Genomic DNA, 17,729 nt, shown 5'->3' on the forward strand with positions numbered 1-17,729 from the left:
CCGTTATGTAGTTTCACTCATCCGATCACGCCCCGCCTTGCGACGATGCTCGTCGTCGAGCGCAATCCTGAAGTCACGCTCGCTCACCTCTTTCCTGCGGTCTATGACGCCTGCTTTGATCGCCTGGAGGCATATCCTTTCGATTTCGGCGTATGAGTACCCAGATAGCCTCGGGCCAAATGAGACCGGGTCGAACGTGATTTCGATGTTCTTGAATTTCATTCGCAAGAACTGCCGGATCATGCGGGTATCCGGCCGGTCGAACCAGATCACCTCGTCAAAACGTCGCCAGATTGCTGGGTCTAGTGCCTGACCGAGATTCGTGGCCGCGACGAGGAATCCCTTCGGCTCGATCCTATCGATAAAGATGAGCAGACTATTGACAACCCGACGCAGTTCGTTGTGCTCGGACGTGTCGTCGCGTGATCGAGCAAGGGCATCGAACTCGTCGAGGAACAACACGCAAGGATGCTTGCGCGCGAAATCGAAAATCTTGCGGACATTCGATGCAGTCTCACCCAGATAGGACGAAATCAGCCGATCAAGCTTGACGATATAGAGGGGCAGTCCGAGTTCACTCGCAAAGACCTCCGCACACATGGTCTTTCCGCAGCCGGGCGGGCCGCAGAACAACAGTTTGGCGCGGACTGGCAATCCCTTCCTGCGGATTTCATCCGAACGTCGAAACTCCTTCATCAAGCCGAGGAATACCCGTACATTGGCCGGTGCGAGAGCAATGTCCTTGTGGGTCTTGTTTGGTTCAATTTTTTCGACGAATTCGCCGGCCGCATCTGGAAACGGTATCAGCGGCGCCAGTGTTTTAGGCGTCTTCGCTTCCTTCGCGACTGCAGACGCGTTGTCGAGTGTGCGGCGCAGCGAGCGAGCAAGCACCCGATTATTTTTCTGCTCTTCTTCTAGGATGATCTGCTCGGCGACGGCGCGGAACTCGTCGTCCTGCCCGTAACTCGCGAGCAACTTTTTCATCAGTTCGCCGCGTGCCATTTCAGATCCTCAGTGTTATTTGTTCCCACCAGAATTATACGCGATTGCCACGGCCGGCCCGATTACTGGCCTCGCCAGATCGGCCACGGGAGCATTGACGGAGCTATGAATGCCGGATCGGCACGCAACCGGAGCGCGGCAAACTAGCGGCTGGGACCATGCTAGCGTTTGCGCTTATCTGCGGCACCATCGGACGCTCGTAAAACTCGCGACCGCCATCCCTATCGCGCCCGAAAAACGATGCGAACTGGCCACAGCGATGCCGACCACTGATCACCTCTGCAAATCCTTCGGCGCAAAATCCAACCGCCGAGAACGTCCGGCGCGGTAACACTGTGCCCGTGGTGCCAATTGCCATCCTATTTTTGCATCAAATCCTGCAGGAATTCCGATCCTGGCTTCACTGCGGAAACATGCAGAAGATCGCGGGCGCGGGTGCAGGCGACATACAGCAGCTGACGCTCGGTGTTGTAAATCTCGGTCAACTCGGCATCATCTGACGCCATGTCGATGCGGCCTTGAGAAGGGATGATTTCATCGTCACAGGCCATAACTGCTACCACGCGGAATTCCATACCTTTGGCCAAATGCATGGTGGTGACGCTGACAAATCCCTCCTCAGTAGCCATATCCTTGCCGAGCACGCGAGCCTTTAGGCCAGAGGCTAAAATGGCGGCCTGCGCCCGCGGGAATTCTTCCTTCGAGCGGACGAAGACACCGATTTCATGTGGCAACACTCCGCCCGTGCCCGATTGCTTCAACCATTGCCCAACTGCCTGACTTTCCAGATCGGGGCCGTCAAAGCTACGGATCACCGGCTCGGGCCCGTTGAAAACAGAAATGGTACCTTTACGGCTTTCTAGGTTGCCGTCCACGTCCGACACTTCCGGACCGAGCAGCCGGTCGGCCTGCGAACGAATCTGATGCGAGGTGCGGTAGTTGATATTCAACGTCCGGGAACGTCCGCGCACATCCACGCCCAGTTGCTTCCACGAAAATGGCTGCTGAAAGATACGCTGCCCTAGGTCTCCGGCAAAGAACAGCGCATTGGACCTGTCCCTAGCGATTGAAGCTAGGAAGCGCAGTTGTTGCACGCCGATGTCCTGAGCTTCATCGACGATGATGTAGTCGAACACCGCATGCTTACGTTTTGGCATGACCTCAACCAGTTTGCCGAACATATCGGCCTTGGTGATCTTGCCAGTCTGTTGCAATTGCTGCTTCACCTTGGCAAACGCCTGCCAATACAACGCGCGCTGCGCCTCCGGCAGGCGTGTTTTGCGGCCCAGTCGTTTTGCGTCACGATACGCCTCCCAGCTTTCGAGTTGCCAAGTATCCACCACGTCATCCCATTCGGACAGCAGGAAGGACGCGTTGGCACTCAGCCCATCGACGTCCCTGGCAGCTGACTTCAGCAGCGATGAAATCTCCTCTCGGCTAGCGAACGTCGGCTTGCCGAACTCCGCCGAATAAAGCTTTGTCCCAACCGCATCCATCGCGACCACGTCGATGCGCTCAGCCAGCTTTGGCGTGTTGTAGGCAAGCCGATACAGGTTCGATCGCAAGACGTTTGCCAAAGTGTCCGAGAAGGTGGAAAGCAGGACGCGTGCGTCCTCGTCATTGCGGGCCAGTTGCACCGCCCGATGTAAGGCCACCACGGTCTTGCCGGTGCCAGCAGAACCGGAGACACGCGCCGGACCGCTGTAATCGCGCTCGACCATCTGCCGCTGCGCCGGGTGCAGGAACACCGTCCACTTATCCCACGGATATTCGAGCGCACGCACCAGTTCGTCCGTGTCAGACATCACGCGGAAACGGCGCTGGGCATCCGGATGCTGGAATGGATCCTCAGTGTTCTCCGTCGGCTTCGCCGCAACAGGTGTGCCGCCTGTGGCCAGTTCTAACAGAGCCTCTGCTGCCTCGCTAGGCAGGTGAGCCACTAGCTCCAGCAGACTATCTTCATCCGCCGCACGCACGTCCATCAGCCATTCCAGGGGCACACCGTAAGCCAGCAGTTGCTTGTCGCTGTATTTGCCGAAAAGTGTCGCCGACGCAGGCTTGGCCTGTTCCGCATATTTAGGAACGGATATTTCCCGTACAAGCTCGCGGATTTCCACCAGTTGCGCCGCACCGGTGGCTGGATGGGTTTCCAGTTTGCGGCGCTCGGCCCACTGATAGGCCCTGTCGTGATGATCGACGTAGCACAGCAATAGGCTACCCGCAGTCTTGTGGACAATCAGGCGAATGTCGCGGCTGACCCGCACCGACCAGAAATTGGGATCCCTGACCTTGTCGAGCTTATGGAAGCTGTGGCCATTGCCCGTCGGATCGACTTGCAGGTCGAAAGCGGTGGTCTTGGCCAGCTTCTGCTCGTCGCCAGTCAGTCGTGCGAGACTGGCGGTGAATGTGTCGGCGATTCGGAATTCCATCAGTTTTTACCCACTTTAAAAACTTTCATCACCTCATCCCCCAAGTGGTTGATAACCTTAACCGCGAAGCGGCCAGTGGTGGGTTTGGGGAAGGGGCGTGAGACATCGCTGTTGAGAGTAGCCCACGCGTCCGGATCGATTTCGGCTTTGAGGGTAGTCTTCAGAGCCTTGTACGGATCGTTCGCGCCGAGGAAGTACGCGTGTCGGACAAAGAAGGATTCCTCGTTATAGTCGGTATCGAGAAACCAGCAGGCGATGTCGTCAGGATCGTCGCTGCGCACTTCTCCGGTGCTCGGGTCAAATACATCAACCCCTCGGATCTTCACCACCAGCTCCTCGCCGGCAGGTACTTCGATAATGTCGCGTTTGCCATCGTACCTCCGGATACTGTTGCCATTCGTGTCAAGAACGTCCACGTCCGGTTCACCGAAGATCACGAATAAATTGCCCTTGCCGGTGTTCTTCAGGTCTTCTGCCATGTGCAGGTCTGCATTCATCCGCGCTTTCAGCACGTTGATGCGGCCGAGCTTGCTGAATTCGCTGGCCGGTGCGTCGTAGTTGAAGGCGCAGGCGATCAGTACATCGAACCCGGCGTCGCCTGCTTCACGCGCGGCGTCCACGAGGTCCGCACGGGACACCGTGCCGAATTCCGGGCCGACGAAGATGCCGGCGCGTTTAGAATTGTCGCCTTCCATATATGTGCCGACGGCCACCACATAGCCTTCGCCCGGCCACGGTTCCAGCGCGGAGAACTCGACCTTGTCGTCCTTGTTCTTCTGCTGCACTCCCGCCGTCTTGAGGTTGGACAAGATCATCGACGTAAAATCCTGCCCGTAATCGGCACGATCTTCGGCCGCGCCGTCGATCAGTTCGTCGGCTTCATCAACGCCGAGCACCCGGTGCGGGCTGAGCGATTCCACAGTGAACGGGCCGGCCACGCGCACGCGTTTTCGGTCCTCATACGGTCTGTCGTAGAGGAATTCGAATTCGGCCTTCGCTGTAATGGAAGCGTCAATCTCCTTCTGCCTGGCGAGGCGCTGCTGCCACCAGTCAGCGTGCAGCTTCCTAGCCGCCTCGCTCCACTTGGCATCGACTTCGCGGGGAATTTCCCATTCCTGCCAGTTTTTCTTCAGCGCCTTGTTCAACTGTTCGCGCAGAGGCTCGAGCGTTTGTTGGCACTTCTCCCAGATGACGTCAACCTCGGCGTTGTTGGCAATCGACTTCAACGTGATATGCGGCACGCGTTCGCAAACGAAGCCGTGGGCGACGTTGCCGTACACCGGTTGCGAGGACGGTACGCTGCGGCTGATCTCGGCTTCCTTTAACTGGCCTTCCCGGCTATCAGCGAGCAGGTAGAACGGGTACCGTGCACCCATGATGCGGGCACGAGCCAGTGCCAGCGCCACGCGCGAGGTGTCGATGGTGATCCAGCGGCGACCCCACTGTTCGGCAACATAAGCAGTGGTGCCCGATCCACAGGTCGGGTCGAGCACGAGATCTCCGGGATCGGTAGACATCAAGACGCAACGTTGAATGACACTTGCCCCGGTCTGAACCACGTAAGTTTTGTCCCGCCCGGCTCCAGCGATCAGATCATCCCAAAAATCTGTAACGGCCTGTCCCGGAGCATCATCGAGATATTTCTTCAACCTTACATTGGATCCCGAACGTGCTACTCGACACGCCTTTACGAGTCGGTCCATGCCTTTCAGCGTCGTCGTCCACCCGCGCCCCTTGGATGGACGAAACTCTTGGCCTCGAAATGGAAAGGCATAGCCCATGGCCGATGTATCCGATGTGTCTCGCCCTTGCCGTTGGCTCGTGAGCGTAATCAACTGCATTGCACGTCCAGATAAATTACGAGACTCTGCTTCCGCCTCAGTCACCCAGCGATCCACGTCATACTCAACCAGTCCGTAATCATCATCGCGTCTGCCACCTTGAGCCTGATAAACAGAGCGAAACTTTAGAGACTCTTTTCGCTTTGCGAACCAGCAGACATAGTCCGTTATGCCCGGCAAAAATTCGCTGGTGGCGCCGCCTGATTTTTTTATCTGAATCTGAGCAACGAAATTTTCATCTCCAAACACCTCGTCCATTACCGCCCGTACTCGGTGTACGTTCTCATCCCCAATTTGTACGAAGACCGATCCCGATTCAGCCAGCAGATCTCGCGCTACCGTCAGTCGATCGCGCAGATAGGTCAGATACGAATGAATGCCATCCCGCCACGTATCCCGAAACGCCTTGACTTGCTCCGGCTCCCGCGTGATGTGCGCAGCATTGCCATCCTTCACGTCGCGGCTGGTCGTTGACCACTGGAAATTGCTGTTAAATTTGATGCCGTACGGAGGATCGAAGTAGATGCACTGCACTTTGCCGCGCAGTCCTTCACGCTCGGCCAGCGACGCCATCACCTGCAAGCTGTCGCCAAGAATCATCCGGTTCTGCCAATGGCCTTCGTGCTGGTAGAAATCGGTCCTGTCCGCGCCTTCCGGCAGCCCGTTGAAGTCGCCGAACAAATCGCCCATCGCCGATGGCGCGGCTGCTTCGCTGACCCGGCGCAGGTCGTCGATCAGCACCTTGGGCTTTACCTTTTCCTGAATGTAGAGCGGCGGCGCGTTGACCACCAAGTCGGACCAGTCCTGCTGATCCTTCCCACGCCAGACAAACTGGGGGTCGAGGTCACGATTGCGCTGCGCCTTTTCGTCGTCCAGTCCTTTGCCACCGCGCGGGTACGCCACCTTCACTGGCGCTTGCTCGTGGTGCTGCATCACCGACTGATGCTCCACGGTAGGAATATTCTTACGCTTAGCCTCGTTGTGAACGAGATCTTCGATTACTTTGGAGGCTTGCGTGGCAAGTTTCTTGGCCATGTGTATGTTGCTCAGTTGTCCAGCGCGTCGCGCTTCTTCAGAGATGTTTGGTCGGCGGCTACGAGGCGACGTTCCACCTTGCTGATGTCTTCGGCTGCCGACAGGTTTTCGTGGGGGCTACGACTCGACAGCGGCTTCGGTTGCTGCAAGCAGCATCCTCTCGAACTCCACTTGTACCTTGTCGGCGAAGTCTTCCTGCATTTCATACACGTCGCCAAATTCGGTGAAAGCCCAGCGGCCATGCGAACCGAGGTGGTTCACGCCGGGAATCCAATAGGTGTCCATCGTGGATTTCTTCTCTTTCGCATCTTCGCGCCGATAGCCCTTGATCTCCACGACCAGATTGAGCGGATCGTCTGGGCCGTGCCCGTCATCGACCTTGACGACGAAGTCCGGGATGTAGATCCGGTTTTGCGAGCCAAAGCGGTAAGGAACTTCGAGACCCAAGTTGTGGTTCTTGGTATAGGCGATCACCTTAGGGTGCGATTCGGCCACGCGGCAAAACTCGGCTTCCCACCCGCTGTCCAGGATCACCCAGTTGATCTGGTTCTTAGGCGGCGGGCCAAGGGTCTCCCAACGGGTATCACGTGAGGTGTTGAAGCGCACATGCGCGGTGCTGCCGGTCGGGTTAAACGGGTCGAGGATGGCCTTGACCTGGCGACCTTTGGCCAGCTCTCGGGTTGTGATGCCCTTGGTGATCCGTTCGCAAGCCATGTCTGCCAGCTCGCGATACATCAGTTGTGCCGGATAGGTACCACCTTTGCATTCCAGACAGGTATCCAGCCATTGGCGAGTGATGCGCTTGAGCTGGCCAAACAGGTTGATCGGCGCATCCTGCCCGGGTTCGCGCCAGTGCTGGAATAACAGGTGTTTGGTCAGCTCCATCAGCAGCGTGGACTGACGCACGTCGCCAAGGTGCTTAAGGTTCAAGTCCACTGCTTCGCCAATGATACCCGCGTTCCTCGTCTCCGAAGGCCCGACCAAATCGGGCGTCAGGGACAAGGTGTGATCATCGTTAAATTCCGCTTCCAATTGGTCTTCCGGCAGCTCGACGCGGTAACCCTGCACGCGCGGGAATTCGATTTCCAGCGCGTCGCGTTCCGGTCGCAGTGCCTTGACCACGATGGTTTCGCGCGGTCTAGGCGGCGGCGGGATCACGGGCTTGGCAGTGAAATCGAATGGGATGCCGAACACGTCGGCGTATTCGACGTCAAACAGGCCATGTTCGTTCAACTCATAGGACTGGCGGCGCAGCGCACGACCAATCACCTGCTCGCACAGCAACTGGGTACCGAAGGCTCGCACGCCGAGAATGTGGGTAACGGTATTGGTATCCCAGCCTTCGGTGAGCATGGACACCGATACCACGCAGCGGATGGATTCGCCGAGGCGACCTTCCTTACCGACGGTGTTCATCACTTCGCGCAGCAAGTCCTGGTCAGTGATGGCCTCGGCGCGTGTACGATCACCGGTGCGCTCGATGATCTCTCGGCGGAATCGCTCGATTTCATCGCTGGCCATGCCACGGAAGTTGTCGTCCAGTGCTTCCCCGGATTCGAGTTGCTCGCTGTCGATCAGCAAGGTGTTCGGGCGGCCGAACGGATTGCCGTGTTCATCGAAGTTACGAAACAGTTCCAGACGGCCGGCGTGATAACTTGCGCTACCGTCGGCGTTCTGGCGCTCGAAGCCGGCAATGTAGTCGAACACCAGCTTCGATGTGGCGGTGTTGTTACACACCACAATGAAGCACGGTGGCACCCTGATGCCAGCCTGTTTCCAGGCTTCATAGGTCTTGACGTAGTGGCCATACAGCGCTTCAAGCGCGGTCTGCAGTTCCACGGGGATGGCGTGTGGATCGAGCTGGGCGTTCTTGCCGCGGCCCTTCTTCGGCATCTCCTTGCCGATGTGCTTCCACAACTCACGGTAGATGGGCATGTCTGCGCCGGGGATATTGTCGGCCACCGGCACGCGCGGCAACTTGACGATGCCGCATTCGATGGCGTCCATCAGCGAGAAATCGCTCATCGTCCAAGGAAACAGCGTGCCTTCGGCATAGCCGGAGCCCGCAAGGAAGAACGGCGTGGCCGAGAGGTCGATCACCTGTTGCAGGCCCAGCTTGCGGTTTACCGCTTCCAAGCCGGAAATCCACAGCCGCGCCGCTTTGTTGTTTTCCTCGGCCTCGGCCTTGTCCTCGGTAGCGATGTCTTCGTCACTCTCATTTGCTGGCTTTTCGCGGTAGCAGTGGTGGGCCTCGTCATTGATGGCGAGGATGCTTTTCATCCCCATCAGATCGGGCATGACGCGTTGGAGCATCTGGCCTTCCGTTTCCTGGGTGTCCAGCTCCACGCCGGTACGGCCCTGCAGCAAGCGACGACCACCCTTGGACAGTTCTACGCGTTCGCGCAACTTGAAAGCATGGTAGTTAGTGATGACTATCTTGGCTCTATCCAGATCGGGCAGCATGTCTCGCGGCACGAGCTCGCGGCTGGCGTAGTAGCTGTCCGGGTCGTTGGGCAGCAGCACGCGCAGACGATCGCGGATGGTCAAGCCCGGCGCAACAAGCAGAAAGCCGCGCGTGAATTTTCTGCTCTGCGGATGGCGTACAGCATTCACGGTTTGCCACGCAATCAGCATCGCCATCACCGTCGTTTTGCCTGTGCCGGTGGCCAGCTTCAATGCCAATCGCATCAGGCCAGGGTTGGCGTTGAGGTTGGCTTTCTTCAGATGGTCGAGGAAGCGTTCGCCGCTTTTGCCTGTTGGCGCGACTTCGGTCAGCCAGATCGCGGTTTCGGCCGCCTCGACCTGGCAGAAGAAGGGGCGCACACTGGCAAACTCGTGGTTACGCCAGTGCTCCAACAGGCGGGCCGTTTCAGGCGTCACCTTCCATTGCGATGGCGGCAGCTTTCGCCATGCATCTACCTCTTGGCGGACAGAGTTAATGACGGCAGTATGGTCGTATGCCTGTTCGCTGGTGGACAGGCCCTTGCCTTCGTCAAAGAGTAAGCTGGTTTGAGTGCCCTTGGCCTTGCGTGGCTTCGGGATCGGGGTGATGAAGTCCGCACGGCGGCGGCTTTCGATGACCCTCTGAGTTGGCTGGCCGGTGGCATCCAGTTCCCAGTGCAGGGCCGGATACTTGTACGGGGAGTTGAGAATGGGTCCGTCAAAGAACTGGTCGCTCATTTTTTGATAACCTGATCCAGCACAAAAAGCCCTTCTCTAGGGCTAGGATCGCCAATTGTAAATGTATCGGTGACTCAGTCTTATTTTTTCCATTGAAGTGATCTAACAATGTACGTCCGGGCCGGCGGGGCTCCGTAAGGCCCTGCATCGAATCGCGCGGTATACGGCGGCGATCCGCATTGACGGGAACTGCTGAGTCTTCGTGCGCCCATGGTCGTCCGTGGCGCGGGCGTACACGTTCGGAACGTCGAGGTCGGGCGGATAGCCTTCATCGCCAGTAGACTCGGCCTCAGGGTTTGGAACCGGAAGTGATCTGTCGTCGCAATGACAGCCTCGTGCAGGGCCACCAGATATCTCATGCACGCGAGCCCGGCGATTCGTGCAGGGCATGCGGTGTGGTCATCGCAGCGTCGGCGGAGGCAATTTGCAGAAGTCGCATAGCGGGTGGCCTGGTCAGCTGTTCGGTTCCAAACCCCTCTTCATTGGTGGAGGTCTGCCTTGGGCCACCAAAACGTCGAACATGCAAGCTCAAGAACTGAGTCAGTTGGCCGTTAAAAGAAAGATCGCCAATCGACCGTTTCTCCGGATTCCCTTCCCCGATATGCTGGATCGAGAAATTTTGCAGGTTCTGCCCGATGCTGGTAGAGACGAAGAACCGCTTTCCACTCCCGATGTACATCGCAAGCTCAGCGTCATGCAGCTTGATCCCCCCGTCGTGAAGACTGTGCAGCGCAGGCTGGAAGACTTGCTCGGATGCGGGCTGGTCGTGGTGGAGCAGCGCGGGCGAGCCAAGTATTGGCGGAAGGTTGCGGGCGCAAGTGGTCTTGCTGCCAAAGCGGCGGGCGTGATGACGCACGACGAGGCGCTTGCTCTCCAAACGCTACGTCGCTTTTCGACCTGGCGGATTCCGACACTGGTGGCCGAAACGCTCGCACCGCTGTTCGATCTGGCGGGTAAGCGGCTGGCGGCTGTCAACACCGAGCATGAGCGGCGCTACCGCAAATGGATTGACAAGGTCGAGGTCGAGACAGGTAACTTTGTGCTGCAACACCCGGAGATTGACTCCGACGTTTTCGCTGTAGTTTCGCAGGCGCTTTTTTGCGAGCAGCAACTTGAAATCGTTTACCAGCCGCGTACTAAAATCGACAACGACGAAGCGAAGGTCGTTCACCCGCTCGGCTTGGTCGAGGTCGGCGGCTTGGTCTATCTCGTGGCTGCGATGCTGCGGTATCCGAAACCGGCGATGTACCGACTCGACCGTCTCACACGCGCGAGTATGTTGCCCGAGTCGTTCACCTATCCACGTGGGTTCAAGCTTTCGGAATACGTGCGGGCACAACGACAGTTCGACTTCATGGTCGAAGGGGAAATCGATCTGAAGTTGCGTTTCAGGAACGGAGCAGGGAACCATTTACTCGAAGCGCCGCTGTCTGACGACCAGCAAGCTGTCCAGAATGGCGACTCGCTTGAGGTGCGCGGCACTGTGCTGTTGAGTCAGCGACTGCGTTGGTGGCTGAGGGCGTTCGGGCCGAACGTCGAGGTGTTGTGCCCGGCGAGCCTGCGGGCGGAACTGGCTGCGGAGGCCAGGGCAACCTCTGCGCTTTATGAAGAGCAGCAGGCATCGAGGTGCCAGGAGTCGGCCAAGGGTATTCGGACATGATCTGTCTCACGAAGTGACTATCTTGATAGGGCAGCGCGTCGCTGCTGTCCTATTGATCCTTCTGACAGGAGAAGTCATGTTCACGAATTGCAATTTTTCCCCTCTGCAACATCTGGCCGCGTTCGCGATTGTGTTTGTTGCAGCTGTGGTGGGAACTGCGGCGGTTGGCGTGTACGTCGATTCGGTGAAGGCCGACGCGCGGCACGAATAAGTCGACCTGTATGGGACGGCGGGCTTGAAGTGACCCGCCAAGTATGTCGAAAAGCTACCAGAGGCTATATGCCCGTGCGCCCAGCGCCTTTTACGTTGAAATGTAGTCAATGCGGTTGGAAGCATACTTTTGCCCCGCGTAGCGACGCCTTGGTACTTGACATAGATACCCGTTCGCACTGCCCTCGGTGTGGTGCACACGCGTTGGTTCGTTCGCGGCCCAATCTCATCGAGTGGTTTTACAGCCGAGTTAGGTAGATTGGAGTGCAGTCCGAAGACAACCGGACGCATGCATCTTTGTAAATTTTATCGTTCGCGGGTAGTGTCCTACTTTAAAGGGCACGTTGGTAATTTCGCAGCATTTGAGAAAACTAATTCTTCGGGGAAAATGGGATGATCACTTCTGACGCTGACAAGCACACTCAACTTCACGATGCCATCGAGGAAGCCATAGGTGCCGCAACCAAAGGACTGGGCAAAGTCAACGTCGTGACGGTTGGGAAGACTGGTGTAGGAAAGAGTACGTTGATCAACACAGTTTTTCGCGGCGAATTCGCGAAAACTGGTTCTGGTAAGCCGGTTACACAAAAAATTGTCGAGATCACAAAGCCTGGCCACCCGCTCACCATCATCGATACGAAAGGGCTGGAGGTAGCTGATTATGCGAGGACGAGAGACGAACTCGATACCTTGATACAGGAGCGATCTTCGTCGGAAGACCAAAACAGGCATATTCATATTGCATGGCTTTGTATCCAGGAAGGCAGCGATCGTGTAGAGGACGCTGAAGTCGAGCTATGCAACATGATTGCGGCCGCAGGTATTCCGGTGGTCGCGGTACTAACGAAATCGCGAAAGAACGAAAAATTCCTTAAGGAGGTGAACGGCCTCTTGTCTAGAGCTTCGAGTACGGTCTGCGTTCGGGCTCTCCCCGAGCGGATCGAGGAGCTCGATGCCACCCTGCCGCCAACTGGTTTGGACGCTCTGATCGATGCGACATCGCGACTAATACCGGAGGCGCAAAAGCGCGCTTATGCGAACGCATTGTCGACGCGGAACAGGAGGGCTCTGGATGAAAAAAAGCATCAAGCTGAGAACGAAGTGAGCATCGCCGCAGGCCTGGCTGCGACTGCGGCCGCGGTACCTATTCCGTTCTCAGACGCGGCGCTGCTTGTTCCGATCCAGATCACAATGATTGCCAAGGTTGGCGTCACTTTTGGGATGGAACTCAGCACTGCAACCTTGACTACACTCGTTACCTCGGTGCTAGGGGCATCCGCAGCGACACTGATAGGACGTACACTCGTGTCCGGTCTTCTGAAGATGATTCCCGGAGCTGGCACCGTTGTAGGCGGCACAATTGCTGCGACAACGGCCGCTCTAATTACCAAGAGTCTGGGCAATGCCTACATCGCCGTTTTGTACGAATTTTGCCTGGCCCATCCTGGCGAAGAGATCGATATAGCGATGATTACGAAGGCACTAAAGGCGAGAGTGAAGATATGAAGTGGCCACCGGACTGTGCGAGGAGCCTGTCCGCTTGGCTGCGGGGCTTGGACGATCCATATATCTGTTCACCGATACGTTGATCGAGCGAATTATTGAAAAAAATGCCGCCCATGCAGGCGGCATTCATGTGCTGGCCGACCCCGATAACCGGGGAGACCGATGGCAGTTCCCACTGGCCGCGCCACTCGTTCATCATGTCGTTGCTGATGCGCGCTTCGTCCCGCATGCCGCTATGGAAGTCCTTCAGCTTGGCATTGAGCAGGCCTGGACCTAAGTGGAGGGGCTCAGACCGAAACTGGCCCGTGACGGACCGATGACACGCTCGGGTGGCAAAAAAAATGCCGCCAGTATCGGCGCGGCACCATATTCCGGCTCGGCCAGATGACTGGCTCATGCCGGCGGCAAGCCTTGAGCGTTTTCGGTGAGATCGGTTTTGGGGTTTGGGATCGGAAGCAAACTGTCCTCGCATGAAAGCCTCCTATATGGCTGGAAGCCCCGCTGGTCATAGGTTTAAGGGGGGGCGGTGCAGCCTATGAGTGTAAGCTTAGCTAGCTAAAGCGGCGGATGTGGCGGACGGCCTGAGCAGCGGTTCGGCTCCAAAATCCCTCCTCGTGGAGAACTACTTGGCAAGCGCTAATCCGGTGCCGAGATTGCGCGGGGGATGACAAACTGTTTGCTATGACGTTCTTCGACCGAAAGCGCGGAACGTCTCGTTAGTCTCGCAGACCGAAATCGACCCTGAGGGGTCAGTCGTCGAGCTTTTGCGAAAGTCTCCAGCTCCGTCGAAAGCGGCCGTTCCCTCATTAGACCGCCTTGCGAATCTGCGGCGGTTTCCATGAGCCATCGAGAATCGGCTCTTTCCCCCAGTAGGCTCTGATATATAACGAAAACACCCCTTCCGGCGCCGGTACCCAGTTCGACTCCCGCTCGACGCCTGGCGACCTCGCGCTGGCGTAAAGTGTGAGCGAGCCGTCCGCATTGCGCTTCAGATCCGCGTTCTTGGTGCCGAGCGAATAACGTTTGAGGTAATTCGGATGAAAGAGATGTTTGTCGTTGTAGAGCGTCATTGACCAGAATCCGTTAACGGGCGGCTCCTCTCCTTTCGCAAAAACGACCTCGTAGGTATTCGCACCGTTAAGGGCTTCGCCATTTGCGTCGTTATCCGTATAAAAATACTGCGTTTCGGTGGGACGATTGTCGAACATGTTCGATTTGGCGGTTCCCGTACGGTCAAAGTAGTCGAGACCCGTCTGTGCGTTGTTGGTCGATCGATTCCATCCGTTGCCGGCTGGCAGCCCGTTATACCGCCATTGGAAGAAAGGCTGGATAACATCACGCTCGGTGTCGACGGCGGTCGAGACCAGTAATTTCTGGATGTCCGGGTCACGGCTCGCCACTTCCATCAGCGACCTGAATTGCGCGTAGAGCGCTTCCTCACCGGGTAGTGGAGGCACCGATTCGAGCACGTGGCTGAACACGTCAAAGAACTTTTCAGGGACGACCCATTTTGTCTCCTCGCCGTTTGACTCAGGCCCGGGCAACGTCGGCGCTTCGCTCCAGTCGATTGTTTTCATATGTCCGTCGAAGTCCTTCAGCGGATAGAAAACGACCTGGTCGACCTCGGACTGAATGGCTTTGCGATCCTCCGCAGTGTCATTCATGAAAATTCGTGGAATCGCGTTAGCAAGCGCCGTCGGACTGCGGACGATCTCGGTGATTCCGGCCGGCTTGGACCCTTTCCAGTTTGGCCCGACGAGCAGATAGAAGCCGCGCCGTGTTTTATAGGGCTTTCCGAGATGACCGAACTGGTTGGTACGCGCGTCATACAGCGCGTAAACCCAGAACCGGTCACCGAAATCCGGTACCTGCGCAACGACCGGTTCGTCGTCGAGCGAGAAGAACCCGAGGCCGTAAACCACATCCTGATTCGGACAGGTCACAAACGTCTCGGCCGGATCGACATAATGAGACAGCATGCCCACCTGGCCGCTCGGAGCAACCGGCACCACGCCATTTAGCAGACCCGGCTTCGGCGCCTGGGTGAAAGAGGTGTACCGGTTGACCATATTGACGAGCGGCCAGCCCCATACATAGGCCATACGGGCGATCGTCTGCGCGTAGCCGGGGGGCATGTTTATCCCGGCAGGCGGTTGCGTTTCCGCCATAGCCGTGTGCGCTGATGAACGCCCGCGATTATCCTGCTTGCCTTTGGTTTCAGCCGCTACGGCCGTTTGTGGCGCCACAGAGAGAGATGCGTAAGCAAGCGGGAGCGCCCCGCCCAGCAAGGTCAGGAGCCTACGGGTGGAATTCACATCGTTCCGATCGGACATAGTCAGCCTCGCGGTTAAAGTCGTTGCCTCGATAGTGTCACTTTGCGAAAAAGCAGTGCGTTGGTTTATTGCACCGTCGTAATGGCCGGCGGAAACCATTCCCCGTGCAGGACTTCCTGCTTCGGTACATACGCGCGGAAATTCAGCGAGAATCCTTTTCCCGCAGGCGTGGGCAGCCAATTGCTTTGCGGTACATGCTGCGGCCGCTTAGGTGCCAACCAGATGCTGGTGCTACCGTCCGCATTCGCCTTCAGATGGGACACGTTATTCAGGTTATAGCGGTGTATTGGATTTGGCACCACGCGATAGTCAGGCACGCTGTACAGCGTGACCGACCAGAAGCCGTCAACATGTGCATCCGGCCTTCCGCCTTTCGGAAACCGGATTTCATATGTTCGGCTGCCATCAAGTAGCTGCCCATCGCCGTCTTTCTGGCCCACAAAATAGATTGCCTCGCTGGTGACATTCGCCCAGAGGCCACCGTAATTGATAATGTCACGTGCCATCACGTCGTTGCCAAACTTTCCCACCACATAACTGACGGACCAGCCGCCCTTCTGCGTACCGAAGCCCTTGGTCCCCGCAAAGAACTCAGGAATCGCCCTCGTCCTGATCAGGTCGTCGACCCGCGTCCGGGCCGCATCGCTACTCTTCACGTAGCGGGCAACGTTGCTTGCCATTGCCTGAAATTCCGGCGCCTTCGGCATGGGGTCCGGACAGGTAGCAAGCACTTCGCTTACGCGGTCAAAAATTTCCACACGGATCGGGGTCGCTGGAGTAAACGTCGGCACGGCAAAGGGCGGATCAATTCTGATTTCGGGTGAGGCGTCTACAGTGAACTCATGCTGCAACCGCGCTGCAGTTTTTGGAGAACCCTTAAGTTCTACCCGTGCCAGCAACTTCGCTTTGGGAGAAGGGAGCTCAATCTTGATGGCATCAGCCGGCACTGGGGGATTGGTGCCTTTGATCACCAGCGCGAACTTTCCGTACGGATGGTCGGGGTAGGTTCGTTCATTGATATTGGTGATGACCTCGCCCCAACCGTCGAGCAATTGGGCCGTGTAGTAACGACCCGTGACCCGGGGCACGTTGAGGATAACGGCGTGGTTATTGTCCGCTGCGAGCCATGCCTCAAGATAGGCGACATCGAGGTTCGGATTCACAAACTGGGCCGAACCGAGCGGATTGTATTTGATCCTGTTATAGCCGACTTTCTCGACGTTGATGTCGTGATTTTCCTGCTGCAACACCAGGTAGCGTCCGTAAAGATAGTCCCACGCGGACACGATCTGGTCATCCGTCGGGACAGCGCCGCTTGCGATCGCACCTTTTTCTGGCGCTTTACCGGACGAACCGCAGGCAACGATGCCCAACGCAATTGAAGCAGCCGCGATACAGGAAAAAATCCACTTCGACATTTTCATGTTGTTCTCCAGCTAATTGAATTGAATATGCATCGCGTGGGAAAGCCCACGTCTGACTGTTACCTGTCGATAAACATCACGCCGTATTTCTTGCGACAGGCCACGTAGCGCTGTGCATACTGACGATCTTTCAAGTTCAATGAAACGGACCGCTTTGCGATATCGCGGGAGCGGGAGAGAGATGTTTGGTGTCGATATTCTGACTAACTTACTTCTGCAACGATTGGAGAAGTCTCGAGAGATTCTGAGGCTGGACGTGGATGATTCCACCTCTCGGGCTGTCAATATCAGCTATGAGAGCTTGCGAGAGCGCGACTGTCACGGGAAGGATCGTGAACAGTCCTCTGCGTGCACCTCCCTTCGCGCCGTAGCCCTGCACGGCACAACCGAACACCGCGATAAGAATCATCAGGATCCAGGCGCCAATGGGAATATGGTTAATCCGTGCGGCCTCGGAATAGTCTTGCGAGTTAAGCACGTCGTTCATCCCGGTGGCGACGATGGCCGCGACAGGGGTCGGCTTGTCTCCGGCGACCTGAGCGGCCAGGCGCCATAATTCGGACTGAAGCCCTGCGGTATCGCGGTTAATGCGCGCCAGGTCGTTTGAATCTCGCGTCTTATAGTCGTCGAGTCTTAGCTGCGTATACCGGACCAGAGCGGCCTTCATTGCTATGCGCGTCTGCGCGTCAATAAGATCCGCCCTCACGTATTCTGTGCCGATCGCGTTCGCTTCATTTTCCTCAAGATTTTTGCGCTGGTCGTAGCGGTTCACGGCCATCGAGAGACTGAAGCCGATAAGCAGCGCGAGCAACGTCAGCGTGGACGTCTGGACTACATTAAAGTCTTCCCGTGCATCGTCGGGAAGTGGGGCAATGTGCCTTGACACAAAGGCACCCAAGGCCGACGCGGCGACAAAAACCGCAAGCAGCACCACAAAGAGGATTGCTGGATGATCAACGAATGCAGCCATGCGATGTCTCCGCTGAGAATGCTAGTCTGGATGTTCAGACTCCAGGCAGCCGGCAGCGATGGGTATCGTTGCCTTCGCCCCATCATTGTGGGAAAACTTTGCCCATCAAAAACGCCTCGTATTGTGTTCAGGCGACACA

General features: G+C 57.1%; 11 protein-coding genes. 4 read left to right on the forward strand and 7 right to left on the reverse strand.

The annotated features are described in order from the left end of the window. Positions 1 to 3: 3 nt before the first annotated feature. From FQ705_RS19770 to FQ705_RS19785, 4 genes are all read right to left on the reverse strand, one after another. The gene (locus FQ705_RS19770; protein WP_144143753.1) at positions 4 to 1,002 is read right to left on the reverse strand and encodes an AAA family ATPase; all 999 of its coding nucleotides are present in this window, start codon (positions 1,000 to 1,002) and stop codon (positions 4 to 6) included. A gap of 359 nt (positions 1,003 to 1,361) precedes the next feature. Continuing rightward, on the reverse strand, positions 1,362 to 3,431 hold the full coding sequence (locus FQ705_RS19775; RefSeq protein ID WP_144143754.1) for a UvrD-helicase domain-containing protein: 2,070 nt from the start codon (positions 3,429 to 3,431) through the stop codon (positions 1,362 to 1,364). Beyond that, positions 3,431 to 6,307 (reverse strand): site-specific DNA-methyltransferase, encoded by a 2,877-nt coding sequence (locus FQ705_RS19780; protein ID WP_144143755.1) that lies wholly within the window; start codon positions 6,305 to 6,307, stop codon positions 3,431 to 3,433. Before FQ705_RS19780 ends, FQ705_RS19775 begins: the two co-directional genes overlap by 1 nt. Positions 6,308 to 6,424: 117 nt before the next feature. Beyond that, on the reverse strand, positions 6,425 to 9,487 hold the full coding sequence (locus FQ705_RS19785; RefSeq protein WP_144143756.1) for a BPTD_3080 family restriction endonuclease: 3,063 nt from the start codon (positions 9,485 to 9,487) through the stop codon (positions 6,425 to 6,427). A gap of 520 nt (positions 9,488 to 10,007) precedes the next feature. On the opposite strand from FQ705_RS19785, the gene FQ705_RS19790 reads away from it, so the two are divergent. From FQ705_RS19790 to FQ705_RS19805, 4 genes are all read left to right on the forward strand, one after another. Next, complete coding sequence (locus tag FQ705_RS19790) at positions 10,008 to 11,147, forward strand: helix-turn-helix transcriptional regulator (RefSeq protein WP_260854568.1); 1,140 nt, start codon at positions 10,008 to 10,010, stop codon at positions 11,145 to 11,147. Positions 11,148 to 11,223: 76 nt separating this feature from the next. Next, positions 11,224 to 11,358 carry a hypothetical protein gene (locus FQ705_RS34580; RefSeq protein ID WP_260854569.1) on the forward strand — a complete coding sequence of 45 codons (135 nt, stop codon included), beginning with the start codon at positions 11,224 to 11,226 and terminating at the stop codon, positions 11,356 to 11,358. Positions 11,359 to 11,750: 392 nt separating this feature from the next. After that, entirely contained in the window at positions 11,751 to 12,863 is a 1,113-nt protein-coding gene (locus FQ705_RS19800; RefSeq protein ID WP_144143758.1) for a YcjF family protein, read from the forward strand. Between the two features lies 1 nt (position 12,864). After that, positions 12,865 to 13,140: a hypothetical protein gene (locus tag FQ705_RS19805; RefSeq protein ID WP_144143759.1), complete on the forward strand. Its 276-nt coding sequence runs from the start codon at positions 12,865 to 12,867 to the stop codon at positions 13,138 to 13,140. Positions 13,141 to 13,669: 529 nt separating this feature from the next. Here FQ705_RS19805 and FQ705_RS19810 read toward each other — a convergent pair. The 3 genes from FQ705_RS19810 to FQ705_RS19820 form a co-directional block, all read right to left on the reverse strand. Further along, a complete protein-coding gene (locus tag FQ705_RS19810; RefSeq protein ID WP_144143760.1) occupies positions 13,670 to 15,196 on the reverse strand; it encodes a DUF1254 domain-containing protein in 1,527 nt (508 codons plus the stop codon). 65 nt (positions 15,197 to 15,261) lie between these two features. After that, a complete protein-coding gene (locus FQ705_RS19815; protein ID WP_260854570.1) occupies positions 15,262 to 16,620 on the reverse strand; it encodes a DUF1214 domain-containing protein in 1,359 nt (452 codons plus the stop codon). Positions 16,621 to 16,828: 208 nt separating this feature from the next. Continuing rightward, the gene (locus tag FQ705_RS19820) at positions 16,829 to 17,590 is read right to left on the reverse strand and encodes a hypothetical protein (protein ID WP_144143761.1); all 762 of its coding nucleotides are present in this window, start codon (positions 17,588 to 17,590) and stop codon (positions 16,829 to 16,831) included. Positions 17,591 to 17,729: the final 139 nt, after the last annotated feature.

This window comes from Paraburkholderia sp. BCC1884 (genome assembly GCF_900996225.1).
Taxonomy (GTDB): domain Bacteria; phylum Pseudomonadota; class Gammaproteobacteria; order Burkholderiales; family Burkholderiaceae; genus Paraburkholderia.